Source organism: Marinomonas gallaica, assembly GCF_049821165.1.
GTDB lineage: Bacteria > Pseudomonadota > Gammaproteobacteria > Pseudomonadales > Marinomonadaceae > Marinomonas > Marinomonas gallaica.
In genome coordinates this window covers 1205975-1231004 of the sequence record NZ_CP187511.1, presented here as the reverse complement: position 1 = coordinate 1231004, position 25030 = coordinate 1205975, and the positions used below count along the sequence as shown (strand labels likewise).

22 protein-coding genes and 1 pseudogene are annotated in these 25030 nt (G+C 40.8%); 5 read left to right on the top strand and 18 right to left on the bottom strand.

The annotated features are described in order from the left end of the window. Window positions 1-13: 13 nt before the first annotated feature. The gene (locus ACPUEK_RS05760; RefSeq protein ID WP_425642613.1) at window positions 14-712 is read right to left on the bottom strand and encodes a Crp/Fnr family transcriptional regulator; all 699 of its coding nucleotides are present in this window, start codon (window positions 710-712) and stop codon (window positions 14-16) included. 331 nt (window positions 713-1043) lie between these two features. Between ACPUEK_RS05760 and ACPUEK_RS05755 the strand changes: the two genes are divergently transcribed. The 3 genes from ACPUEK_RS05755 to ACPUEK_RS05745 all read left to right on the top strand — a co-directional run bounded on the left by ACPUEK_RS05755 (window position 1044) and on the right by ACPUEK_RS05745 (window position 6048). Further along, on the top strand, window positions 1044-2684 hold the full coding sequence (locus tag ACPUEK_RS05755) for a FecR family protein (protein ID WP_425642612.1): 1641 nt from the start codon (window positions 1044-1046) through the stop codon (window positions 2682-2684). Window positions 2685-2749: 65 nt separating this feature from the next. Beyond that, the gene (locus ACPUEK_RS05750; RefSeq protein WP_425642611.1) at window positions 2750-4669 is read left to right on the top strand and encodes a CHASE2 domain-containing protein; all 1920 of its coding nucleotides are present in this window, start codon (window positions 2750-2752) and stop codon (window positions 4667-4669) included. Between the two features lie 68 nt (window positions 4670-4737). Further along, window positions 4738-6048: a tetratricopeptide repeat protein gene (locus ACPUEK_RS05745; RefSeq protein WP_425642610.1), complete on the top strand. Its 1311-nt coding sequence runs from the start codon at window positions 4738-4740 to the stop codon at window positions 6046-6048. A 177-nt stretch (window positions 6049-6225) separates the two neighbouring features. On the opposite strand, the pseudogene ACPUEK_RS05740 reads toward ACPUEK_RS05745, so the two are convergent. Then, a pseudogene (locus tag ACPUEK_RS05740) lies at window positions 6226-7509 on the bottom strand (IS5 family transposase); the annotation flags it as partial. A 598-nt stretch (window positions 7510-8107) separates the two neighbouring features. On the opposite strand from ACPUEK_RS05740, the gene ACPUEK_RS05735 reads away from it, so the two are divergent. Both ACPUEK_RS05735 and ACPUEK_RS05730 read left to right on the top strand, forming a co-directional pair. Next, on the top strand, window positions 8108-8824 hold the full coding sequence (locus ACPUEK_RS05735; RefSeq protein WP_425642609.1) for a phosphatase PAP2 family protein: 717 nt from the start codon (window positions 8108-8110) through the stop codon (window positions 8822-8824). A gap of 233 nt (window positions 8825-9057) precedes the next feature. Then, window positions 9058-9858, top strand: coding sequence for a phosphatase PAP2 family protein (locus ACPUEK_RS05730; RefSeq protein WP_425642608.1), 801 nt, complete (start codon window positions 9058-9060; stop codon window positions 9856-9858). 69 nt (window positions 9859-9927) lie between these two features. Here ACPUEK_RS05730 and ACPUEK_RS05725 read toward each other — a convergent pair whose 3' ends face one another. From ACPUEK_RS05725 to ACPUEK_RS05650, 16 genes are all read right to left on the bottom strand, one after another. Then, window positions 9928-10557, bottom strand: coding sequence for an OmpA family protein (locus ACPUEK_RS05725; protein ID WP_425642607.1), 630 nt, complete (start codon window positions 10555-10557; stop codon window positions 9928-9930). 24 nt (window positions 10558-10581) lie between these two features. Next, window positions 10582-11991 (bottom strand): hypothetical protein, encoded by a 1410-nt coding sequence (locus tag ACPUEK_RS05720; RefSeq protein WP_425642606.1) that lies wholly within the window; start codon window positions 11989-11991, stop codon window positions 10582-10584. Between the two features lie 152 nt (window positions 11992-12143). Then, window positions 12144-12689 carry a tight adherence pilus pseudopilin TadF gene (tadF, locus tag ACPUEK_RS05715; protein ID WP_425642605.1) on the bottom strand — a complete coding sequence of 182 codons (546 nt, stop codon included), beginning with the start codon at window positions 12687-12689 and terminating at the stop codon, window positions 12144-12146. Window position 12690: 1 nt separating this feature from the next. Then, window positions 12691-13230, bottom strand: coding sequence for a hypothetical protein (locus ACPUEK_RS05710; protein ID WP_425642604.1), 540 nt, complete (start codon window positions 13228-13230; stop codon window positions 12691-12693). 12 nt (window positions 13231-13242) lie between these two features. Next, on the bottom strand, window positions 13243-14859 hold the full coding sequence (locus tag ACPUEK_RS05705) for a tetratricopeptide repeat protein (RefSeq protein ID WP_425642603.1): 1617 nt from the start codon (window positions 14857-14859) through the stop codon (window positions 13243-13245). Continuing rightward, window positions 14859-15746 (bottom strand): type II secretion system F family protein, encoded by an 888-nt coding sequence (locus ACPUEK_RS05700; protein ID WP_425642602.1) that lies wholly within the window; start codon window positions 15744-15746, stop codon window positions 14859-14861. Before ACPUEK_RS05700 ends, ACPUEK_RS05705 begins: the two co-directional genes overlap by 1 nt. Further along, window positions 15736-16665 carry a type II secretion system F family protein gene (locus ACPUEK_RS05695; protein WP_425642601.1) on the bottom strand — a complete coding sequence of 310 codons (930 nt, stop codon included), beginning with the start codon at window positions 16663-16665 and terminating at the stop codon, window positions 15736-15738. Before ACPUEK_RS05695 ends, ACPUEK_RS05700 begins: the two co-directional genes overlap by 11 nt. Beyond that, window positions 16665-17957 (bottom strand): CpaF family protein, encoded by a 1293-nt coding sequence (locus tag ACPUEK_RS05690; RefSeq protein ID WP_425642600.1) that lies wholly within the window; start codon window positions 17955-17957, stop codon window positions 16665-16667. Before ACPUEK_RS05690 ends, ACPUEK_RS05695 begins: the two co-directional genes overlap by 1 nt. An 8-nt stretch (window positions 17958-17965) precedes the next feature. After that, on the bottom strand, window positions 17966-19219 hold the full coding sequence (locus ACPUEK_RS05685; protein ID WP_425642599.1) for an AAA family ATPase: 1254 nt from the start codon (window positions 19217-19219) through the stop codon (window positions 17966-17968). A gap of 6 nt (window positions 19220-19225) precedes the next feature. Continuing rightward, window positions 19226-19750: a hypothetical protein gene (locus ACPUEK_RS05680; RefSeq protein WP_425642598.1), complete on the bottom strand. Its 525-nt coding sequence runs from the start codon at window positions 19748-19750 to the stop codon at window positions 19226-19228. Continuing rightward, window positions 19747-21111 (bottom strand): type II and III secretion system protein family protein, encoded by a 1365-nt coding sequence (locus tag ACPUEK_RS05675; protein WP_425642597.1) that lies wholly within the window; start codon window positions 21109-21111, stop codon window positions 19747-19749. Before ACPUEK_RS05675 ends, ACPUEK_RS05680 begins: the two co-directional genes overlap by 4 nt. Continuing rightward, complete coding sequence (gene cpaB, locus ACPUEK_RS05670; protein WP_425642596.1) at window positions 21095-21919, bottom strand: Flp pilus assembly protein CpaB; 825 nt, start codon at window positions 21917-21919, stop codon at window positions 21095-21097. Before cpaB ends, ACPUEK_RS05675 begins: the two co-directional genes overlap by 17 nt. 30 nt (window positions 21920-21949) lie before the next feature. Next, entirely contained in the window at window positions 21950-22387 is a 438-nt protein-coding gene (locus ACPUEK_RS05665; RefSeq protein WP_425643018.1) for a prepilin peptidase, read from the bottom strand. Between the two features lie 35 nt (window positions 22388-22422). Beyond that, the gene (locus ACPUEK_RS05660; protein WP_425642595.1) at window positions 22423-22611 is read right to left on the bottom strand and encodes a Flp family type IVb pilin; all 189 of its coding nucleotides are present in this window, start codon (window positions 22609-22611) and stop codon (window positions 22423-22425) included. Window positions 22612-23028: 417 nt separating this feature from the next. After that, window positions 23029-23997: a peptidoglycan-binding domain-containing protein gene (locus tag ACPUEK_RS05655; RefSeq protein WP_425642594.1), complete on the bottom strand. Its 969-nt coding sequence runs from the start codon at window positions 23995-23997 to the stop codon at window positions 23029-23031. Between the two features lie 163 nt (window positions 23998-24160). Next, the gene (locus ACPUEK_RS05650; RefSeq protein ID WP_425642593.1) at window positions 24161-24970 is read right to left on the bottom strand and encodes an OmpA family protein; all 810 of its coding nucleotides are present in this window, start codon (window positions 24968-24970) and stop codon (window positions 24161-24163) included. Between the last annotated feature and the right edge of the window lie 60 nt (window positions 24971-25030).

Here is a 25030-nt window from a genome sequence, read left to right as displayed (position 1 = left end):
GTGGCAGCTGATTTTAGCCGTCACCAGTTTCGAACAACGCTCTTAAAGCGGTTTCGTCTAATATCAATAATCGCGTGGTGCCATCGCGTTTGACAATAGATTCAGATTGCAGCGTTTGAAACACTCGCGTCACAGTTTCGCGACTCAAGTTAAGCATGATACCGAGTTCTTGATGGGTAGGAGGGTTAAGAATGACCCCTTCTCGGCGGTTTATATTGTCCTGCTCCTGCAGCATCATCCAAAGCTGACCACACACTCGTGCAATGGTACTGGATAACCCTAATAACGCTCTCTGCGCAGACAATTTTCGTACACGAGCAGACATGCGCGTGAAGAGCCCTTCCACTAATTGTTGGTTGGTCAACACTGCACTGCGAAAAGCCGCCGCCGGTATTAAAATTATTTGGGATTTAGCAAGCGCAATGACACTTTCCGGCTGCCCTTCACCATCAAATAAACCCAACTCACCACAAAAGTCACCTGGCTCAATAAAATAAAGACCTACTTCTCGACCATCTAAAGTAAAGTCGACACCTTGCAGACGCCCTTCAAACAAAAAGCAAAGATTTTCAGACGCACTGCCACCATTCACAACCACCGCCCTGCGGCTGACACTTTTCAAATTAGCTTGAAGTGCAAGTTGATCTAATGATGAATCTGATAATCCAGATAACATTGGGAAGCGCTTTAATAGCTCAGTGGTTACAGCCATTGTTGCACTCGTTTGTTCAATTTAAATATGCGGATATACTCACTAGCTGCAATGTTCAATCGATGTATTACGAAAAGACGCCTATTTAACATTAATTCTTATCCACAATCCACAGGTCAGCGGCAGGTTTTTGCCCACAGGTGTAAACCAACTACCGCCTTGGGGATAACTTTATTACCCCATTCATTGTAACGGATACATAGGCTCTTATCTTGCCAGATGTGACGACAGTCACTTCTATTTATATTTTCCCGCGTATTATTTACGCTAACTTTAAACCTAATACTTTTGAAGCACGGTTCTTTTGAGTACTTCAGAGGCGGATAATTCAATGAATTTTCTACGATCAATCAAATTTTATGCCAACCTTGGTCTAACCTGTTTTGCGCTAATAGTGACGCAAGCTTTTGGTTCGCCTACGGAAGGTGCTGGAGAAGTGACTTTTGCTCTCGGCAAGGCGTATTTAAATGGCAAAGATCTGATTAAGACTGGCCAACACATTAGTGAAGGTGATGTCATCGAGACACTTGGCAATGGTCACGTACACATACGTTTTGTTGATAACGGTTTAGTCAGTGTGCGTCCTGACAGCCGCTTATCTATCGAGCATTACAGTTATGATGCCGAACACCCTAATGAGTCTATTATCAAATTCAACTTGAATGAGGGTGTGATGCGCTCTATTTCAGGGACCGGTGCTAAAGCGGCACGTGACAAGTTTCGCTTAAATACGCCTATCGCCGCCATCGGTGTTCGCGGTACAGACTTTGTTGTCAAAGCATCGAATGATTTAGTACAAGCAATTGTCAATGAAGGCGCTATTGTTGTGGCGCCTTTTTCGACTGATTGTAATGCTAGCTCTACAGGACCCTGCTCTGGCTCTATCGAGCTTAGTAGTACTGCAAAGCAATTATTGGAGCTAAGCTCATTGTATGATGCTCCCCGCTTAATACCTCTTTCGGCTGCTTTTGCGCCAAATTTAATTGATCAGAGCACTCAAGTAGAAACATCAGATAACGTAGAGAAGTCTAACAAGTATTCTGACGATACAGCCGATCAAAACGAACAGGATGAAAATAACACTGAACCTTCTGAGGCGCCAACTGAGTCATCAAGTGAAGCTGACGACATATCTTCTAAAGAAACGATCAATAAATCAGCTGAGGATGAAAACACAATTTCGAAGGATTCTGACATAGGCTCTAGTGATTCATCCGATAGTACTGATAACCAAACTTCTGAAGATAGCGCTGGCCCGCAGACCAATAGTCAGTCTCTGCCGAGCGATAAAACCTCTTCCTCTGACAAAGTAAAACGAGAAAATAGATATAATGATTTATTTTCAAATGACATGTCAGACGATGAAGTCCGATCTATCATTGCAGATATCACAGCCGAAAATAGTTTCAATGAGTCTAACCCAACTAGTAAGCTAGCATGGGGCCGATTTGGGGGGTTTACAAACGGTGTCGCTGAAAATGACGTCATTATAGATAGCTATTTTACCATTATCGAAAGCGGCCCTTATGATGCCGCGACTGTTGTACGTAAAGATATGAATGGACTCCCACTTTTCACCATACTACTCCGTGCAGACTCTGATGACCGAGCCATTCTTGATAGAAGTTTAGGTAGAGTAGATTTTGACCTAAAGGATAGCCAAGCCAATCTATATTTAAAAAATGGTGGCACGGAAAGTATGACGGTGAGTAATGACTTTCTATCTATCGATTTCACAAAAGGTAGTTTTGAAACAGGTTTGACACTAGACAGTCAATCCGCCTCTACTGTGGACTTTAAAGCTAACGGAAAAATTTCAGGTGAAGGTGAGTTACAGCTCGACGATACAAGCCCATTTTCGGGTAAATTTGGTGGCGCAACAACACTAGAAGGTGATGAAGCCGGTTATATATTTTACAAGGATGTGAATGCAGGGAAGATTGAAGGCGCCACTATCTGGCATAAGCAATAAACATCATGATAAAACGTTTCAATGTAGCCACGAGCTCACCTTACACACCATCAAGCAATAGGAGCGTGTCCTTCCTAATAGGTTTGCTCGCTCTGTCTTTTGCTTTAACGCTATTGTTCAGTTTTGTATTTTCCGATTTGAAGTACGAATATGAAGAAAAAGGCGGCTCATTATTGTGGAGCCTTTTTCCTGAACAAGCACAAGAAGAGCGTATTACCGTCGTCGCTATTGACGAAAAAAGCCTATCAGAAGTCGGTGCTTGGCCGTGGTCACGTAGCACAATGGCGGATTTATCAAATAAACTTGCTGACTACGGCGTTTCCTTACAGCTTTACGATGTCGTTTTTCCAGAGGCAAAGCTTGGTGATGCATTATTCCTTGAGGCTTTGACCAACAATAATGGCGTGCTTGCTCAGGTGCCTATTTTTAATGGTCAATCTGCACTACGTGGAGGTCAACTTAATGGTGCACTAGATAATACACGTTGCCAATACCCAGCGCCTAAGGCAACCAGTTATCTTGCAAATACCCCTACTTTAGCTGCTCAACAAGTCGGTCACATTACCCCTGTTGTAGATCGTGATGGTATGGTTCGAAAACAGCCGCCACTAGTCTGTGTAGACGGCCAAGTGTACCCTTCTTTAGCGTTACAAGGGCTACTAAGTAGTCTTAGTAAAGTATCTCCGAGCGTATCTGTACATCAAGATGAAGGTCTCTTTTCATCTAAGTGGAAAGTCTCCATAGACTCGTATTTTGGTTTATCTGTACCAATTGATAAGCAAGGTAATATGCGCCTATCTTATCGTCAGAGCCCAGATAGCTTCCAAGTCGTATCCGCAGCGGATGTTTTGAATGGCTCGGCACCGTCTTCGCTATTGGAAAATACTTGGGTTTTAGTAGGCGCTACGGCATTTGGTTTAGGTGATGTTGTGCCAACACCGCACAGCGGTACTACCCCAGGTGTAGAGCTACAAGCACGTCTATTGAGCAGTTTATTAGATGGTAGAACACCTTACACACCAGATTATGCGACGTATCTTTTAGTTCTTTTTGGTGTCCTTGTGAGTGCGATTTTAATTACTTTGGCTCGTACGCAAAATAAGATTTCAGCTTACGCACTTCCTCTTGCTGGGTTAATACTGCCTATTTCTGCATTAGTATTACACGCCTACCTACTACGCTATGATATTTGGCTAGGTTGGTTTAATGGAGCCCTATTTAGCTTTTTAGCGGGTACTTTGTTCGTCTTGGCAGATCATCAAGTAGTTAGACACCAACATCTTAGAGTTTTTAGTCACCTAAGTAGCTACCTACCGAAATCCGTAGCCCAAGGTCTGTTAACTCGTAGCCCATCTGGCGCAATTGAAGCAAGTCGTCATGATTTAGTATTAATGTGTGCTGACTTACGTAATTTCTCAGCATTTGAAGAAAGTCGTCCTCCAGAAGAGGCTGCTGCATTACTGCACTGTTTTTTTGTCAATGCGACTCAAATTATCGAGGCATTTGACGGCCAAATTGAAGAGTATAAAGGCGATTCATTATTAGCAAGCTGGCCAAGCACTCATTCTAATAGCGCAACAAATGACGCACTTAACGCAGCTGATGCGTTACAAAAAATGATCATCCGTATTTTACCTCAGCAGCCACCTAAAGGTTTAGAGCCTCTTGCATTAGGTATTTCAATTGAGCGAGGACCAACTTTAGTAGGCTCAATTGGTCCAATGCATCGTCGTCATCATACTTTACTAGGGGATACAGTAACCATTGTTTTACGTATGCAAGAGATGACGCAAGACTTGGCACAGCCCGTTCTTGTAGGGGAATGCGCTGCGCGTGACTTGCAAGGTGATGCTTTAGAGTCGCAAGGCTCTTTCTTACTTGATGGTTTAACAACTCCTCATGTATTATTCGCTCCTAAATCTCATCATATAGATCCCATAGTAGGCATCGATAGCAAAGTCCTTAGAATGGTTCGCAGCCATTAAATAAGGAACGCCTCTTAGAATGAGGGACGTATAAATGTACACAAGGACGCTGGCACAGCTAATAATACATGAATCATCACTTTACTTTTTTGGCCGCGTTAACATCGGTAATCACTCTGAGCGCAAGCCCGTCAGAGGCTTCTACGGCAGAGGTCTGCCAAATTCCCGACAATATACCTCTAAGCCCATCCCTTAATGTATGGCAGGAAACGCGCGACCTTCTATCACCTCGGTTGGAAAACTGCTTAGATAATAGCGACTACTTTGCTCTTTATGGGGCCTCTTTGCTCTATACAGGTAACATTAGTACAGCCATTGAAATGCTAGAAAGAGCCTTATTAATTAACCCTGATAATGGTTCTGCACGAATCGATTATGCTCTTGCACTTTATCAAAATGGTCAGTTACTAGGAGCACTACAAGTTAACTCTGAGCTCCTTAAAGAAGAAAACGTTCCACCTTTTTTACGAGCTTCTTTAGAACAACGGCAAAAAACATGGAGTAAAGAAAAACATCTTTGGCGTAGCCAATTTTCATACTTATACGGACACAGTAGCAACTTAAATAACGCCACATACATCGATAATTATGACATTAAGACTCGTTTTGGAATTATTAACGTAACAAATACTTCACCTCAACAGTCAGGTGATTACCATCATAGTCGGCTGATGTCGCAATATTACAGTTTGAATGATCAAGGAGTTTCCCGACTGACTATAGCGGCACAAATACGAGAAAGTAACTCTAAGAGTAACGACACTGATCAGCTCTCAATTAGTTACGAACAGGATAGTGAAAGCCTATATTTTAATCAAAGCTGGAGCGTAGGAATTAACCATATAAGGCTAGGCGATGATGGACTCTATTCTGCTTTAGAAGGAAATTATTGGATTAAACCTCGGAATTCTCTTAGCTATCTCAATATTAATACAAGCTACACCTACTTTAATGATGAAGACTTACCCGGAGAGGCAAGCTTAATGTTTGAGCCAGGTGTTCTATATACTATAGATCATCATCACTTTGGCTTTAATATTGGATTAGGGGTTAATAAAGCTCTAAATGATGAGCGTAGTAGCGGCGATCGTAGCATATATGAAGCCTCTATATTTTATGGTTTACCAATAGGCAAAGGGCATTTTACATCTCGCGCTAGCATCACCGGAACTGCAGACAATAAGGGTTATAGTCCTGCGCTAAATAATAACGAAGAACGCATCACTAAGTCATGGAGTGTATCTCTACAGTACCTATATCCGATTAACAGTAACCTCACGCTCCAATCAAGCTATTATTACAACAATCAAGACAGCAATATAGATATCTTCAAAATGAAGAGTGAAAGCATTGACCTTGGCTTTAGTTACCAGTTTTAGTATGTAATCTACTTTTCGCTTCATAAGGTCCTTTTTTAATTACTATATAGAGTTTTAATAAATAAGTTTAAAAACTCTATTTAGTCGTCCCTGAATAATGGCGTTTTTAGTCTAAAATGCCATTTCATTTTCTAGTCTTCGCGGCAATAAGGCTTGTATCAACTCCATCCCGCTATAAAAGCAACCCCAGACTAAGGCAAAATTAAGCCACTTCAGCAGCTTACGAAGGTTTTGACCACAGGCACTTAAGATCACGTTCATCGCATCGCCCAGTATTCCTTTGAGGAAGCATCGTCTGAGTTTTCCATCTGATTTGAGATGCCCGATGATGGGCTCCACGCTATTTCTTCTCCCCATCCAGTTCTTCTCTTTCTTGGGGACTCCGCGTTTTTGCCCTGCAATCAAGACTTTAATGTCTTCCACGCCTGATCCTTTATATCCTCGGTCGACAAAACAGATTTCAGGTTTTCGCCCAATCAAGGTTTCTACTTGTTGCAGTTGATCTTTCAGGGTATGTCCATCATACGGATTACCTGGATAGCTTCTTGCACCTACAATGAAGGATTCTTTAGCCGTCACGGCTATGCTGGCTTTCACTCCAAACTCATAACGTTTATGGGCTTTACCTTTGGAGATGCAGTCCACATTGGGTTCATGCAAGCTGTACAGCTTATTTTTGCTCTGGCGAGTTTGCTTCAGCAATCGATAGGCTTGGTTAAGTGTGTCTTCCTGTTTTTGGGTGAGCGCTAACCCTTGTCGTTTTACTTGCCGATCAATGTCCCGCAGCACTCTCCCTAAAAAACCTTTGACTTGTTTAATGGCTTTTCCCATGCGCTTGTATTGCTTGGCATGACCATAGCGGCCAATTTTTGGCATGAGCTCATGACAAGCTTTGTCGTAGGTTTGTCTTAACGTGATGTTTTGTTCTTTGGCGATTTGAGTGAGCTGCTGTCGAGCCTTGTTGTAGAGTTTGGCATCCGTTGGGAAGGTGATATTTTTTTCTTGTACCGTGGTGTCGACCACCACACGCTTTAGACTCGCTGGCTTGATGACTTTTAGTTTGAGTCCTGCTTCTATCGTCTGAGTTAGCAGCCATTCACAGCCTTCTTCTCCTAACCGTTTTCGCCATTTTACAAGACTGGTTGGATGACACGGAAAGTCGTGTTGGAAAAAGGTTTCGCCGCAAAAGTATTGGTAGTAAGGCGATTCAAGCCATTGCTCTAATACCATTTCGTCAGACAAATTATGCAAGTGTTGCAAATACAGCAATCCCGCCATAAGACGAGTGGGTAACGCGGCGGTACCCACCGTTGAGAAGTGACCTCCCAATTCGCTGTCTAACTGGTTCCAATCAATGACCTTAGCCAGTCGAACTAAAGGATGGTTGGGGTTAATGATGTCAACGAGCTGTGGTTGGAATAAATCCTTTTGCGGTACGGTCTTTGTCTGACGAGGCTTCATAAAACTCCCCCATTTCTGCAACTTTTTAGGCCTTATGGCGTATTTATAGCGAGATCTAGGTATTAACTATCTTATAAAAACACTTTTTATTCAATGGGTTTAGAATTATTCAGGGACGACTATTTAGTCGAAAGATAAATCCTACATATCATTTAGAAAAAGTGAAAATTATGTCCATTAATAATAAATTAACTTTTATTTTATCGAGAGATAAAATAATTTACTTTTCATTTGGATTTATAATTTCATTATATTTATTTTACTCAATTACCATTAAAAAAGAATTAGATATACCTTAAATATATTTTTCAACTATATATAAAGCCTTAGCAATCACTATTTTAGCTTCCTCTTTTTCTTATTTTATCTACTTGATCATCAAAAGAGAAAGAAGTCCTCTTAAAAAATTCTCCGTCATAGCTTTAAAGCCGCTAAAGCATTGGGAAGAAACCATAAAATTCTTAATTATCATCACTCTTATATCTCTTGTTTTCTCTATCTATACTGATATTAAAATTTCAATACCAAAAAATATGGGGTTTTATTTGGATCCAGTTTTATCAAAGTTAGATAACTATATCCACTTTGACATCCCTCCTTGGAAAATGACACATTATTTTTTTCTTCCCCTTTATCAAGCGCAATACTAAATCTTTTTTATAACCTCTGGTTTTTCATAAGCTGGATTTTTCTTATAGTTTTTACTTGCTTATACAAAAATATAGTGATGAGAGAGGCTACGCTAATTTCTTTTTTGCTTTGCTGGATAATTAATGGCAGTGTTTCAGCCACTTTGCTTGCCTCTGTTGGCCCCTGCTTTTATGATCTTCTTTATCAAGGCGGAAATCAATTTAATGACTTAATGTCGATACTAAAGCAGCAGAACACGTACCTTGAAAATGAAGGCTACTTTTTGGGTATTTGGTCTCTTAATACTCAAGATATGCTTTGGCAAAGCTACGCCTTGATATCAAGTGAATTTGCATCTGGCATTTCTGCGATGCCAAGCATGCATGTATCTATGGCTACTCTTATGGCACTTGCGACTTATTCATTGAAAAAATGGGTAGGCTTAATCTTTTGGCTATATATGGTTGTAATTATGGTTGGTTCTGTGCATCTAGGCTGGCACTATGCTCTCGATGGGTATGTTGGGGCACTCATGACAATAGCTATATGGATTATGGTTAATAAACTACTACCAAAAAAATCGAAACAATATAAATCATTATCTTTTATATACTCCCTTATTATGTATAAAACTCTAAGAAAGTTGAACCCATTAGGACTTGTTAATTTTGATTTATTTTATTAAAAAAGCACTGCAACCTATTAAGAGAGACACAGCTCTTTACATATTTGCAATCTTAGCAGTTCTTTTACATTTTTTATTGTATTTTAGCTACAAAGACATTGATATAAATATAAGCCTATATTTATAGGCTTTCGTTTTCGGAATAATCTCTAGTTTTTTTATTTTTTCAATATATTTTCCTCATCATTAAAAAATAAAAATCACCATTAAAAGAATTTTTAAGACTCTACACCTTGCCTTTTAAGCATTGGAATGAAAGCACAAACTTTATTTTTTTGTCGATAGCAATATCAGTCGTTTTTTCAGTTTATACTAGCATTAAATATGCAATACCAAATATAGTACCTTTTTATCTTGATCCATATTTAGTGGAAATCGATAAGGCCTTATCTTTTGGGATTCACCCTTGGCAAGTAACGCATTATATATTCTCTACTCCACTTACGACTGGCGTGATAAACTTTTTTTACAATATATGGTTCTTCATAATATGGATATTCTTGATATCTTTTATGTGCTACGTAAAGAATCCCAAAGCAAGAAAGCAAGCTATTCTGAGTTTTCTTTTATGCTGGATAATAAATGGAAATATTGCTGCATTGCTCCTCTCTTCAGTTGGGCCGTGCTTTTATAATGAATACTATGGAGGATCTGACCCATATTTCGAACTAATGCAACGTTTAAACTATCAAAACTCAGTGCTTATAAACCAAAGCAGCTTCTTTGAAGTTTGGGCATTGGCGCTACAAGACACGCTATGGGAAAGTTATAGTAATCGTCTGAGCGGACTTGGAATGGGAATTTCTGCTCTTCCAAGTATGCATGTATCAACGACTTCCATAATCGCTATGTCTATATACAGTTTAAATAAGAGATTTGGAGTAATTGCTTGGATCTACGTGCTTTTGATTATGATAGGCTCTGTTCATCTAGGGTGGCATTATGCAGTTGATAGTTACCTAGCGCTTTTTTTAACTTCTTTAATCTGGTTCTCAGTTAAAAAATACATAAGAAGAACAGAAACTATACATTAATCTCTAAAAATAAATATCAACGATTTTACATATTAAATTCAAATATGTAATTTGGAAGTCATTTTTAGGCTATTTTATATCCACTCGTCGGTTTAGGTATCGACCTTTTTCGGTACTATTATCAGCAACGGGGGCAGTCTCACCTTTGGAGATCTTAACTAAGTTGTACGGTGTATTAGGGTGCTGCTGCATGTAGTTCGATACAGCCACGGCTCGATTCGCACCTAAGGTAAAGTTATATTGCTTGTCGCCTAGGTTGTCTGTGTGTCCTTCCAGTACGACTTTGTTTGAGTACTGTATGCGGTCTAGTAACTGATCTAAAATGTAACGTGACTGTTCTGTGAGCTCACTGCTGTCAAAGGCAAAATGTACACGCGCCATCACACCATCAGCAGACAATGCTTGATCACCTTTGGTCATTAGAAATTCCGCACATTCAGAGCTGACACCACCAACCGAAACTAACTGCTGTTGAATAAAGTCGTAAGAAGGTTCAATCGGCATAGGATCAATGACATATGAGTAACTGCCTTGATTTAAATGAACGCGAGTCCCCTGCCCTACACTGACTGATTGCTGAAACTCTATACCATCACCGTTGCAATAGTAATTGAGTGCATTTGAGTCATTGGCGGCATGCAAACCGGAGCCAACAATGGAACTTAACGCAAGCACCATACATAACCTTGTGGATCTCATAAAATTACTCCGTCTTTGATGGCATTAACGTACTAAATTGCCAACTTCTTCCGAAATTAAGCTGAGGATTTTATTCTTAATATCTTCGGTATCTGTTGCAGAGTACACTCGATCTTGCCCTACGCAAGCAGCCATCTGTGGGTTGCTTGATACACTGTAATCAAAACCAATCGCGGCCAGCTCAGCACGGACATTCTTACCGTCAATCACATCTTCACTTAGTTTATTAACAATAGTTGAGCATAAGCCTGCTCCAATCAATTTATTCGTAACACTAACCTTTGAATCCACGCCATCTGAAAGGATTATAATTAAACGTCTCGGATTCGTGCCTGTTTTAGCAATCTGAGCCGCGCGAATTAAACCGGCATAGGAAGCCGTACCGCTGCCATCATTACCAGGTATGTCAAAACGGCTTGAGTCGTTTACAATATCTTTAACATTCTGGAAGTCGCTGCTTAACGGTATGGTCTCAAATACCGAAATATTCGTCACTACATTATTATCATCAGGTAAGTTATGCTGATGCGATGGGTGATTCAGGTTAAAGATATTAGCGACTGTTGCAGTAGCATTAATATCACTTGCGTTAAATATAGCATCCTGATAAAAATTTCCATAGTATCTACAATCACTCGTTAAATTGTAATACCCTGGATTACACACCAGATGATGAGCAAAGAAGCGTTCAGTTACATCTACCATCTGTTTCTTCCAAACGTCTTTACACTTATAACGACCTTTCCAGTCATATCCACACTCTTCAACAGGCACATATTCTTCTTTTTGATAAGTCTTATTCTCAGAAGTGTAATAATCAAAACCCACAACTGATATGGTATTAACAAATGAAGGGTTTTGGTCATTGTAATGCTTTAACTCATCAGCAATTTCATCAACGATATTGTTTAAGTTTTTAAACTTGCGCTGCCCCCCCCAATAATTATACATTGAAGCGGAATAGTCGGAGACAAGCACCACATCCACAGCTTCTGACAACCCTTTGCGCGCAACCGCTGTACGACCCATTGTAAAGTTATCACCATAACTTAAAGAGGAGCTTTGACTGCTAGGAAAGATGGTATCTCTTTCTACTGAGACAGTTAGGCTGTATTCAAAAAAGCGTTTTTCATCACTGCCCGTACCTTCTATTTTTGGTTGTTTGCTGGATGTAACAGTAACGTTTTTGGCATCACTAAAGTACTGTTTAATAAAACGCTCCGCAGTAACTGTGCGGTCACTGTTCTGATCTGATGCCTGTGCGGCAACAGCCAATACAGCTACTTCCATAGCATCGGTAAGGCGTGCATCACTTTGCAACATTCGCGCGCCATCTATTGCCCAGACAAATAAGCCAAACAGCGCTGGAAAAATCAAAATAAACATCAATCCGGCAAGTCCAGACTGTCGTTTTGCTGAATGGTAATATTTCATTCTGTAGCCTATTGGAACGCATGAGAGCGATGCGGTTAGTTAGTTTCAAATTGCCTAGATCTTAACTATACGACCTGATCGTATTTTCTACAAAAAAAGATCTCATTTACAAGCATGGTAGCTATATCACTACGGCCTGACATTAATCTTACTTATCGGCCAATCATCAGTGCAGCACTTTCAATGACACTTTGCCCTTGATCAAACCAAGTAGGCACTTTGTAGCAGGCGGTTAAGCGATACAGCGACGCTCGTCGTCCCCATGACGTCATAACCGACATGTCTCCTGTTAAAGGATCTTTAGCCGAACATGTTAAAGCACCACCAGTTGTTGTGGCTGGGCCAGAAACGGGGTCCCATGTTTCCAGTCTTAAACCATATTTGCTAGCCTCAAAATTTCCTATCATTCGATTGAGTGAGCTCTGCATGATGCTATCCAATTGATTAAATTCCGCTGCGCTAACCGTTAAGGTGTTAGGGTCAAACAACGCAGTACGCTCTTTGAGTAAACTTACGCCCGAGTAAACCAAGCGATCTAATTTGCCTTTTGTTGCAATGGTAAGGACGGCATCGCTACAGAATGCTAATGCCGCAGCAAAAAAAACTCCCACGATGGCAAATTCGACCATGAATGTACCAGTTTGCCGAGTAATCGATAATGAAGATTTACGATTATTGTGCCGCTTCACCTTTAGCATATTAGCCTCGCTGATACTCTTGAATGACGATCATTTCTCGAGCAAATATATCCGTACCACTTCCAAAGAGTCCGGAAAATATTGGCTGGTACGCATAATTAATACGATAAATTGCAATTGGAGCCCCTATCGCTGTACCACATTGGTTGCCAGACTTGGTTGTCGGGCATACGGTATTAAGCGCTGCAAGATCACTGTAATTTTGAACGAATTGAATGCTGGTTTTAAACCCTTCCGGTGTTACTAATGCACTCCACACGCTGTCTTGCTGCCCAATAATACTCTGAAAGTCTTGATTGAAGTTTTTTTGACTCTGATTACTTAGATCATTGGGGTTCAGTTTTGCATAGTGACTTGCATTGGATATCAACACATCTCCTAACGCTGACACATATGACATATAGCTCATTTCAGCCCATAGCAAACACATTGCCCAGAAAGCACCAAAACCCAATGCAAACTCTATAGCCACAACACCTCGTTTAGAGGATCGATTAAATTTGCGCTGTTTAAAATGACTGGAAATTTTAAGCAAACTCATGTTTGGCCTCTACTATTCAACGGCAATAACCGTTGCCTCTGAATCCAATGTGATATCAATTAAATTACCATGATGTCGAAACTGCGCCACGGGGATGTCCAAGCCTCGTTCGCTCTTTAAAGAGTAGCGCCCTAACTTAACAAAGTCCCATTTATTTGTATTATCAGGTATGCGCGCCTTTCCTGATTCACCTGCAGACTCGTCCATTGAACGAGCCTTAGCACTCTGAACGTCGAGTACCAATGGCTGCGAAATTTGCTGATCGGAAACTAAACCCTTAGACGAAGAATATTGTCGTTTTACCCCCACTAAATCAGCAAAATTATTTTCTTTGGTGACAACAGTAGCGTTCGTTTTCAACTCATCTTTTGGCTGTTGCCGTTTATTTTCCAATTCGGGCGCTGTGACGACTCTATTACTATCGTAACGCCTTTCTATGCCCGTTAATTCTGAAAAGTTAGTCCGCTCTGCCTCGGCATCGACAAAACCCTTTTGCGCTCCTAACGGTATTTCAGGATTACCCACCTGCTCTGATAAATACACGCTTTTGGGTATATCGAAGTCAGCACCGTTCGAAGGTTTTATTCTATGCTCTGTCGATTCGTTTATTACTGACTTCTGTATAACAGGCTTGGCATTGTAAGCCATAGTCTCAGAGGCTACCGGCTTAACTCGTTGAGAGGATTCTTTTGTTAGCGAGTGCGATTCCGCTGTAAGCACTGTTTCAAGTGGCTTAACAGCTTTTGGTTCAGTTTTTTTACTCGCGATAGCGTTTGCATTGTCGTTTACAAGGGCACTCTGTTTATGGGATGAGCTAGGTTGAACAGAATGGAGCGAGCTTACTCTGGACTCATCTCTAATTGGTTGCGTGATGGCTTTTTGAGAAGTTCGAGTTGCCGGCTCACTGGCTCTTAAACCATGAAAAATATCGAACAACTGCGCTTCGCTGTATTTACCTGAATAAAGCGATTTCAAGGTTTCAAAACTACCGAGTTTTGATACGATAATCGCAAGATTAGCTTTCACTTTAGCGTCTGCTTTAGAGGGAGTATTAACGTATATTGGCATCAATCGAGCTGCCGCTTGTTTAAAATCACCCTCGATCATATCCAGCAGCGCTAAGTTATTTTTAATCGCTACATCGTCGTACATCAGCTCACGCGCTCTGTTGAATGATCCCCGAGCATCAGATAATTGACCTAACTCGGCTTGAGTAACGCCCAACATATTAATAACACGAGCATCATCAGTGGATTTTTTAACGGCTATTTCCAATGAATGCAGCGCCTGTGGCAGCATACCAAGGTTGTACTGTGCTACACCTTGTAAATAAAAGGTTTTAGCATTTGCATGAGTGCTAGTTATAAGAGGCACAAGGGTAAATAAAGCCGATTCATTGTCACCAGTATCGACATACACTTGCGCTAATTTTAAACGCGTATCCGAGCTTTCTTTTTGTTTTAACTGAGTTTTATAGAGTTCAATTAAGCGCGGATAATTTTGCGACTGCTCTAAAAAAGTCTCATCCCACTTGGAAGCATTAAAATCAGCACTAGAATCGGATTTCGATCCTGCAGCACATCCAGCCAGTAACAGAGCACTGATACTTATTAGCCATAATTTAGCCATTATCCCATCATCCTCATAATGCCTGGCGCCGCAATTAGAATCACGACAGGAAACATAATAAATAAAATTAGAGGAACCGACATTTTGGCAGACAATTTGCCGATTTTCTCCTCTAACCCCAACATTTGGACTTCACGAATTTCTGATGATAATGTCGTCAAAACTGTGTAGATAGACGTGCCGTATTGTAGACTTTGGTTTAACGTCATCACAAAACTGCGCATTTCATTGGTTGGCACCCTTTCATATAATTCGGCTAACGCCTGTTCAATACCTATAATCTGAATTCTGTCATTTGTTCTATTGAGCATATGCCCTAAATCTTTATCGAACGACGCCATCTCTTTACTTAGATAGGCCATAGACGCTTCAATCGTCATACCTGTTTGTACACACACTGCTAATAGATCAATCATATACGGTAATTTATTAGAGATTTTAACACTCAGGCTTTTTGCTCTCGCTGCAAGATAAGCATCAGGTAAGATTAAGATACACACTAACCAAACTAAAGCGATGATAAATAAATTGGCCGTTTCCCAATCATTTTGACTGGATAGCCAATAAAAGACGCCACCACCAACTAGCAAAACCAAATATTTCAGCGGCATATAATACAAAGCAACCTGCTTATTATAAAAACCTGCTGCAGCAAACTTTTTCTGTATATCGGCTTCGGTTGCTGAAAAGGCTAGCCTTACAGAGTTTGCAACTGAACGAAGTATACGCCAGTGTTTTTTCTGCCCCAATGACTGATGATATTGCATTAGCCACTGCATCCCCTGACTTTTCTGTTTGCGGTAGCCCATGATAGACACCACCAATAAAATGTAGAAAATAAGCAGCAGAGAGACAAACACTTTGTCTGAAAACAGTTCAACGAACACTTTTCATTAACCCCCATATGATAGCTATGCCAAGTGCTTCACTGGCCAACATATAGTAGAGTAACAAGCGACCATTTGGGTCTTCCATGACGAACTCAAAATTTTCAGGACTCAAAAAACGCATCATAATTAAGAAAATAAAGGGTATGGCACCAACAATCTTAGCGGAGACACGAGCCTCTGAGGTCAGTGCATTCTTCTTTTTCTCAATCGCTCGGATATTAAACATCAAACGATTAAGACGCTGAATAATATCTTTTAGTTGTCCACCACGCTCCATGTTGGCCTGAATCGTAATAACAAAGAAATAGAAGGTAGGGTAAGGAAAGCGCACACAAGACTTGCGGAAGACTTCTTCAGGTGCTTCACCTAATTGCAGACGCTTACCCATGGTACTGAATTCCTCTGCAACTCGACCTTCTAATGCCTCGCCAACATAGCTGATTGCGTGAGTAATACTTTCACCCGCCGATACAGCGCTGGTGAGCATGTTAAGTGCCACAGGGAAAGCTTCTTCAAAGGCTTTTTTCTGTCTGGACTGCAACCATGAATAACCGACAAAACTGCCCAACAACAGAAAGATTATCGCAATATAATGAAATTTCGTTTGCACAAAATTATCATTGAAAAACTTAGCCAAAAATAACAAAACAGCAAAAAAGATGATTATTTTAAGTGAGCCGTTTTTACCCAGCAAGCTAAGTAAATTGTTCCATTTATTAATGATACGATCTACAAATGTGCGACCGGATAAACTCTTCATATCAACGAGTTGTTGACGAGCATTGGATATCTTAGGCTGTTCGGCCCGAGCATATTCATTAAGATAATCAGTAACTTTCGCTCGCTTAGCTAAGCTGCGTGAATACATGAAGCCAAACAAGCCCAGCACTACTAAAAAAGTGAAAAAGCCAAGCATTACTTTTTCTCCTTTTGCTCCAAATTTTTAAAAGCACCAATCAATCGTTCTTCTAAGCCAAAGAATCGGGCTTTTTCGTAGAGCACTGAACGTTTCATCAAACCAGTTGTTTCAAAGCTCCCCTCTAGTTTACCTTGTTCACTTTGCTGGTAACTGGGCTGAAAGCGAAAAATCTCTTCTAGAATAACGCTATTTCCTTCTAAGCCAACAACTTCAGTGATGCTCATTACTTTACGTGAGCCATCATGCAATCGACTTATTTGAATAATTAAATCTACCGCACTAACGATGGTGCGACGAATGGCTTCAAGCGGTAAGTTGCTTGTTGCCATCATTACCATAGATTCTACACGAGCAAGTGCATCACGAGGCGTATTAGCATGGAGCGTTGACATTGATCCGTCATGGCCTGTATTCATTGCTTGTAGCATTTCAAACGCCTCAGCTCCACGACACTCGCCCACGATGATACGGTCTGGACGCATCCTCAATGAGTTAATGACTAGATCCCTTTGAGATACAATACCGGTATTTTCTATGCCTGCGGTTCTTGTTTCCAGTCGAACGACATGCGGTTGCTGTAATCTTAACTCTGCTGCGTCCTCTATCGTAACAATACGTTCATTTTCAGAAATATATTGAGATAAAGCATTTAGCATGGTGGTTTTACCTGAGCCCGTACCACCTGATATAAGAATATTAAGACGACAACGAGCCGCGACCATCATTACTTGAGCCATTTCAATACTCATGGCACCAAATTCACACAGTTTTTCAAAGTCGATGCTTTGTTTTTTGAATTTACGAATAGAAATGGAAGTGCCATCAATAGCAATAGGCGGTATAACAATGTTTACTCGGCTACCATCTGCCAAGCGGGCATCACAAGTAGGCGATGATTCATCTACTCGACGACCTACACGAGAAGCAATACGCTTGGCGATTTCTAATAGCTGCCTTTCATCAATGAAGTCTACATGGGTTCTCTCGACTAGGCCGTTACGTTCGATAAATACATGTTCGTGACCATTGATCATAATGTCGCTAATGGATTCGTCTTCCATTAGAGTTTGCAATGGACCAAGACCAACAAGCTCATTGACAAGATTCCTTACGAAATCTTGGCGAATCGCTTTAGGGACAGACAAACTTTCTCGGTTAATGAGTAAATCGATCGCACCCGTGAGCTGTTTGCCTAGCTGTTCTTTGTCAAGATTGGAAATTACCTCTGGGTCAAGCGCATCAAATATTTGCTTACGCAAACCCACATATATAGCTTTTGCTCCAATCATAATGACTCCTATCTGCTACTCTGAGAACCAAATGAAAACAAAGAACGCTTGGGCTTTTTCTCTTCTTTTGTTTCACCTAATACAACAGATGTCAGCTCTTTTAAGGATTTAGCAGGCTTGAGTGTGGTCTTCGCAATACGTTTATCATCTAAAATAAAGAAAGAAAGCTGTTCACAGTAAGGAATTTCAATGTCTATTTTCTGCTTTAAAAAGGTTTCAGCATCTTCTAATGACAATGTTTGAGCTTTTTTAGGTAATGAGTTATTCATCACCAGTATTAACCGCAAAGAATCGCTCGGGTTAATTTTCTGGATTTTTTCACGCATACGCGCGGTATCGCGAACAGCTGAAACGGTCGGAGCCATCACTAAAACAATGCAATCGCATTGACTAATAAAGCGGTCAGATTCGATACTAAAGCCAACAGAGGAAGAGCAATCTTCAAGCACAAAGTTAACGTCACTTGCCAGCAAATCTACCACAGCATTGGAGTAATCTAATAAAGACGTACTATCTAAATTATCTGATGTCAGAGATAACACAGACAATAAGCTGTTTTGCCTAAATGTAAGCGACTGAGCAAACGCTTCATCCAATGATGCCAAATCCCCTTGCTGCACTCTTCGACGCTCGTAATCACGAATCCCCATCATGATATCTAAATCGCCCGTGTTGTAATTTTGATCAACCACTAGGCAAGAGGATTTTTTATGAGCACTCAATAAATACGCTAACTCTGCACAAATAAATGTGGCACCAACGCCACCTTTGGCGCCAATAACGCTAATGTACTTAGCGCGACGATTTTGCCCAGGCCCACGATTGCTGTTTCGTTTACGGTTATCATTAACGCTTCGAACAAAATCGATCAACTCTTGTTTGGTTATCGGCCAAAATAGATAGTAAAAACCCATAGCTTTCAAATTTCGTATGGTTGAAATTGCGTCTTCACTGCCTATCACGATCACTGATGCATGGTTAGGTAATAAGTGACTAATAAACTCAGCTTCTTTACTGACATCTGAGCTATTATTTAACTCGACGATCACTATTTCGATTTCTGATTTTCGAACGTATTCAGTGATATCGTCTTTCGTGTTTTTGCTCACAGTTGGTGGCGCAATTCCTTCAAAACGATACGCTTCTTCAACTAATTTTTTACACTCATCCGTCTGATAAAAAAGAACTGTACCGATCTTTTCTTGTTCGACTTGGATCTCTGACTTTTTGCTCTTTTTTAAAGAATCAACTAAATCAAACATGAAAACTCACTCCTGCAACTGCTTATGGTTTGACAGCATTCGCTCAGGTGCAATCATGCTTCTCCAGCGTGCATTCTCTGTATAACAGCCATCACCAAACGAGTCGTAACTATTGATCTTAGAAACGCCACAGTTTTCTGTGCTAACCCTGTACTGAATAACTTTCATTTCGAAATCAAAGAATGCTTCTGTGCCAAGCTCATTTGAAGTCATTATAATGTGATCGGGAGCAACACCCATGGACAAGAGTCGCTGTTCGGTAAACTTAGCTAATTTCTCACTTGCTTCATTTGTCCAGCTTAATGCAACGCTATGGGATACTAACAACGAGTCATATTCTTTTAATTTTTCTACAAGTTGCGTTTTTAAATGCTCAAATGAGTTATCTTTTGCACTAAGAGATAGAGTATGAATCACAGGAAAAACATCAATCACTGGTCCATTTCTTTGCGATTTTATAGAAGTACAAGCCATCAGAGATAAGCTTACTAATGCAATAAAAAACACTTTTAGGGCGCTCAATGAAGTCATTGCTTAAACCCTCCTGAAGCCAAAATATCTTCACTAATCTGTGTACTCTTGGGCTTGCTTGTACTTTTTAAATATTCAGGTATCACAAAGAAACGATCGGCATTCGTCGTTCTCTGAAATGAGGGAAGTTGAATATCGTCAGATGATATAGGTTTGACTAAATTAACTGTGGCTATAATCAATAATTCTGTTTTATTACGCTCGGTCTCGGTATAACGAAATAAAGACCCCAATATAGGAATATCACCGATATAAGGTATTTTACGTAGTAATTCACGTTCTTCGTTGTTGAGCAAACCACCTAATACAAAGCTTTGGCCATCCCCTAATTCAACTGTAGTGCGCGCACGTCGCGTTTTAAAGGCAGGTATATTAAAGGTCGAATCCCCATACTGAGTATCGATGGAACTTACTTCGGGCTGCAAAGAAACACGTATTTTATCGTCTCGCATCACCTTCGCCATCATCTCAAGACGAATACCAAATTCTTTATAAGTGATCTCTACTTCGTCATCATTTCTGATTGCAATAGGCAACTCCCCCCCAACAAGGAAGCTAGCTGTTTCTCCTGATATCACTGATAAATTTGGTTCAGCGAGCACTTGACCGACTTCATCATCATTTATGGCGGTGATAGCACGAATAATACTATCACTTGAAAAATTGCCTAGTGCATTGACAAACACACCAGAACTTTGTCCCCCAGAACCAAACTCTAAGCCAAAGTTTTGCATCAGACTATGAGACACTTCAGCAACCGAGATCTTTACATTAATCTGTTTAGTGCTCGCGACATCAATATTATTAACCACACCAACAAACGTTCGTTTACGCATAAAGTCCATGGTCAAGGTCTGATCATTACCTAGTTTCCACTCAACATCTTGGTTTTCAGACTCTTTGCCCAACAACTCACCAACTAGAATATAAATGCCATCTCTTTCTTCCTCAGAAGAAACCGTGCCACTGAGTACAACTTTATCACCTAGGTTATAAACCGTAACTTCCGCGTTGGGGTAGCGCATTTCAATATTTTGCTGAATATGCACCATGCTCTGATTAACAACTAATTGACGCTGGAGTAAGGTTTCGCCATCGTCATTAAACAATAGCAAAGTTGCTTTGCCCACTTCCCGCCCAAACACAATAACCTTGTGTTTATCGATTACCTGATAATCCGCAATGGCTGGATCGGTTATAAATACAGAGCCTATCTCTTGCTCTGTACTCAAAGTCGTTGCATCGCCTTCAGAAAGGTTAATTAAATTTTGCGCCCATGTGACTGAACTGATGAATAACAAAAGTGCAGTTGTAAATACTTGCCTAGTCATAATGAGGAATTCCCTATTGAACGATTTCATTACGGGCCCTAAGTTCACGAACAGACTTATAGTCAGAAAGAATATCGCCAGAATCTGCTGACAATTCAGAAGCAGCAAACTCGCCAGTGGAAAGATGCACTTCTATTTGCGCAATATTTCGCGCTATCGTTAATTTTGCTACCTGCTTACGCGTAAGTTGCAAGATCAAAGTAACGCTTTCATCGCTAGAACTTTCATCTGATGACGGTGAAATATTTTCAGCGATGCTATCGGTGTTTTTTGAATCATTTACCTGCAATACTTTCACACCAATGAAAAGTGGGGCGAGAGAAATACTGTCTAAATCCCTTATCTGGGGTCGGCCAACAAGATTTTGAGTAGAAGACGTAAGCACAAGAACGTCTACAAGCGAGCCTGAAGAAATGACTCCGCTCACACTCGACAGTTTAGGTACTGAAAGAGGAACAGGCACATAACCCGGCTCAATTAGAAAATTGAAGTAACCATCTTGATCTGGATAAATGATTTTTTCGGACAATATAGGCGAGCCAACAGGTAATTCCTCTGTTGCCACCATGCCATCAACAAAACTAATATCAATGTCTTGCTTTATGCCGTATTCAAACGCTTCAGCTTGGGGGATTTTTTCAATGCGAAGGTCATCTCTGGAGATTTGATCACCCATCGATATTTGATGCTTAGCTGTCCATATTGTGTAAAAAACTTCAGGCGGTGTTTCGCTAGTAGCATCGACAGCTGGTGATGACTGAGACGTATTCGATGAGGTCGCTTTGATGTACAGAATTCCAAGCAAACCAATACCTAATACAATAAGCGACACTATCATTAAAAATCTTGACCGCATTTTCACTCAACCTTAAGAAACAACACCAAACCAATCTATATATGAAAGAAAGATAAAAAAACCTCCAGAGATAGAGATTGGAACAGCATATGGAATGCCTTTCGCGCGAGTCCGCTGTAAATCTGTTAACAAGCCATAGCATAGGGTAAGTACAGCTAGCACACCGCCAAGAGCGATTGCACCAAACAACATCAAACTAATGTAATCCGGCATGACACCGAGAGAAATGACTGCAACTAATTTTGAATCACCAGCCCCGAGAACACCTAATACATGCAGGATAAAGCCGACGACTAAAATACAGCCAGTGTAGGGCAACACCTTATAGTTCGGACTCACAAACCAAGAACACATAAAAAGGACTATTAAGATAGTTAAATATCTATGCTTAACAGTCCTTTTCGTTATGTCGTCGAATGAAATCTTCGCCAGCAAAATTAGGATTACCAATAGAGCCGCCAAACAAACTTCATTTAACAAAATGATTATCCAGGGATAAATCCTTTAAGCTTGGTCATAGCAGCTGTAATAGATGCTTGAATACCACCATCAGTGCCGAAGGCAGCAGCAGCAATACCTGCAATAGCAACAGCAACAATTGCGTATTCGATCGCAGTTACACCCTTACGGTCTGCCATAAACATATGCGTTTGTACGAATAGTTTAGTCAACATTTTTCTTACTCCTTTATATGATTTTAGTTACAGAAGCTATCTAAGAGCCTGCCACCATAACTACAATTTATTACAACCTATCGTTTATTGGAAATAGTTAGATCAACGCTTTAAGTATTTCACATAAATCCAAGAAGCCACTTGGCTATTGACTTCCTTATCGTCAAAATTTCTAAATCCGATAACAATCAATTGAGTAGATGATACCTATATTTTAACACCCGTCAATGTACACAAAACATGCAATTTAATCTCTATTGTAAACATACGTAAACAATCAGTAATTAAACGTAACCGAGAGCACTGACACATTCAATACACACCTTACCACTTAATGACATATAGCATAGTTAGAAACAAAAAAGCCAGCTCATATACATAAGGCTGGCTTTCAGAAATCACGCAATGAGTTGCTCGCTAGTTATGACGAACGCCCAAAGCATCCAATGATTCAAAAGTAATCGCACCAACTGCTAAACCACTCTCACCCTGAAACGCTTGCAACGCATTGATGGTTTTCTCGCCCAGCATGCCATCTACAGGCCCAGGGTTATAACCATTTCTGTTAAGTTTGTCTTGCAGAGTCATAATCAGAGTCGCGTTTAAATCACCATTACAAACCGCCTGACGCATCACCATTTTTGGTTTTCCTTGGTAGGATTTCATCTGCATTTGACGAGTTTGAGCAGGGACTTGTCGAGGGTTAGCGCTGGCAGGTTTAACCACTTCATCAACAGGTACGTCTTCCAGCTTCGGTGCTAGAGAAACCTCTACGACACGAGCGGGTTGATCAATCACCCATTTGGTGACGGTTTCGTATTTTGCTGGCACCACCTCAACTTTACTTTGTTCAGGCTGGACAAGTACTTGTACGTTAACCCATTCTTCTTTTGCAGGCACTTCTTTGGCGCAAAACGCAGCGGTTCCACCGAAGGAATTACATTGCTCGATCACGGTACGCGCTTCTTCAATAACCACACGTTTTTGACGCTGCTCATAAACAGCAGGTACTTTCACAAATCGAGTGGTTTCAGGTCGAACAAGCACTTGCTCAGACACGCGCTTATAAGTCGCCGGTTGTAAGCGATACGTCACTGTCCCCTCACGCGTCACAACACGCTTGTAACCACGTTTAATCTCTGCAGGGGTTACTTCAATGGTTGTGTGAGAATCTTTTACGGTTACAGCCACTGTTTTCTCGACAGCGCGAGGTTTGATTTGACCGTAAACCCAACATTCCCCAGCGTTTACCTCTAAGTCTGTTGGCGAAGGCACTTGAATTGGCTGCTCCATAGCCAAATCAGCTTGAGCATAAGAAAATGGCATGTACAGGGCTAAAGCTGTTAGCACTGAGCCTAATAACAAGCGGTTTTTATTCGTACTCACAGGCGTTTCCTACTATTTTCAAGTGCGTGCGTCGGAAGCAATTTTTTATATCCACCTAATCACTTTTTAACGGAGTCATTGATTAATTGGTTTTAACAAATCTAAACAATACATGTAAAGAAATCATAAACTGTCGCTATTATGGACAGCCTCGTATGAGAACTCAAGATGCATTAGGCGTTTCGTAAACCTCTATCTCAACACGTCGATTAGGCGCTAGGCAATTGATCAACGCTTTATCCTTTTGCTCACCTTCACAAACAACAATGGGACGAGTTTGGCCGACCCCTTTCACTAATACATTGCCTTTTTCAATGCCTTTAAGAAGGAAGCGCTTAGCAACTTCTCTCGCTCTAAGCTTAGACAGTGACACATTCGCTTCGGCATCACCAATCACATCCGTATGCCCCGTTACAGTGATGACTGGCGAATCATAACGTGCAAGCAAGTTGTCGATAAAACGGTCTAACGCTTGAATGCCATTTGGGCTTAAATGGTATTGGTTAAAACTAAACAACACATCACTCAACAAAGTAAATACTTCCGCTTTTTGCTGGTGTGCAGAATCTAAGCCATTCGTGCTTTGTTGGTATAATAAGTCACATACGCTTTTACGCCAATCCGACGAACGAACTCTGTTCGATTCGTCGAACTCAATGCGATATTGACACCCCATAAAGGCATTCGACGATGTAGGGATGCTGACGTTGTACTCCCAACGATACCCATCATTTAGATGCTCAACACTGTAAGGTGTGCCTAATAGCGCATCGACATCTTGTTTAGAAAGACCCTGTTCAATGGTCGATAAAAACATCACGATGTCTTGCGCGCCTTGATCTTGAACCAATTGCTGATCGAACTGCGCGGCCGATGTAATCGCATCGTCATAGTCCGTAGACTCGGCCAAAGCGCTAGCTACATATGCACCAATCAACATTATAAACGGCAACACGCCAAGTTTTTTCAACATTGCATCCCTCTCACTCATAGCGCTACGCGTATAAAATATTTTGCAAGCCTACTAAACCTA

Coding starts and splice junctions, on each gene's coding strand:
- ACPUEK_RS05760 (WP_425642613.1), bottom strand. CDS start 712: ATGGCTGTAACCACTGAGCTATTAAAGCGCTTCCCAATGTTATCTGGA.
- ACPUEK_RS05755 (WP_425642612.1), top strand. CDS start 1,044: ATGAATTTTCTACGATCAATCAAATTTTATGCCAACCTTGGTCTAACC.
- ACPUEK_RS05745 (WP_425642610.1), top strand. CDS start 4,738: ATGAATCATCACTTTACTTTTTTGGCCGCGTTAACATCGGTAATCACT.
- ACPUEK_RS05725 (WP_425642607.1), bottom strand. CDS start 10,557: ATGAGATCCACAAGGTTATGTATGGTGCTTGCGTTAAGTTCCATTGTT.
- ACPUEK_RS05720 (WP_425642606.1), bottom strand. CDS start 11,991: ATGAAATATTACCATTCAGCAAAACGACAGTCTGGACTTGCCGGATTG.
- tadF (WP_425642605.1), bottom strand. CDS start 12,689: ATGCTAAAGGTGAAGCGGCACAATAATCGTAAATCTTCATTATCGATT.
- ACPUEK_RS05710 (WP_425642604.1), bottom strand. CDS start 13,230: ATGAGTTTGCTTAAAATTTCCAGTCATTTTAAACAGCGCAAATTTAAT.
- ACPUEK_RS05705 (WP_425642603.1), bottom strand. CDS start 14,859: ATGGCTAAATTATGGCTAATAAGTATCAGTGCTCTGTTACTGGCTGGA.
- ACPUEK_RS05695 (WP_425642601.1), bottom strand. CDS start 16,665: ATGCTTGGCTTTTTCACTTTTTTAGTAGTGCTGGGCTTGTTTGGCTTC.
- ACPUEK_RS05690 (WP_425642600.1), bottom strand. CDS start 17,957: ATGATTGGAGCAAAAGCTATATATGTGGGTTTGCGTAAGCAAATATTT.
- ACPUEK_RS05685 (WP_425642599.1), bottom strand. CDS start 19,219: ATGTTTGATTTAGTTGATTCTTTAAAAAAGAGCAAAAAGTCAGAGATC.
- ACPUEK_RS05680 (WP_425642598.1), bottom strand. CDS start 19,750: ATGACTTCATTGAGCGCCCTAAAAGTGTTTTTTATTGCATTAGTAAGC.
- ACPUEK_RS05675 (WP_425642597.1), bottom strand. CDS start 21,111: ATGAAATCGTTCAATAGGGAATTCCTCATTATGACTAGGCAAGTATTT.
- cpaB (WP_425642596.1), bottom strand. CDS start 21,919: ATGATAGTGTCGCTTATTGTATTAGGTATTGGTTTGCTTGGAATTCTG.
- ACPUEK_RS05660 (WP_425642595.1), bottom strand. CDS start 22,611: ATGTTGACTAAACTATTCGTACAAACGCATATGTTTATGGCAGACCGT.
- ACPUEK_RS05650 (WP_425642593.1), bottom strand. CDS start 24,970: ATGTTGAAAAAACTTGGCGTGTTGCCGTTTATAATGTTGATTGGTGCA.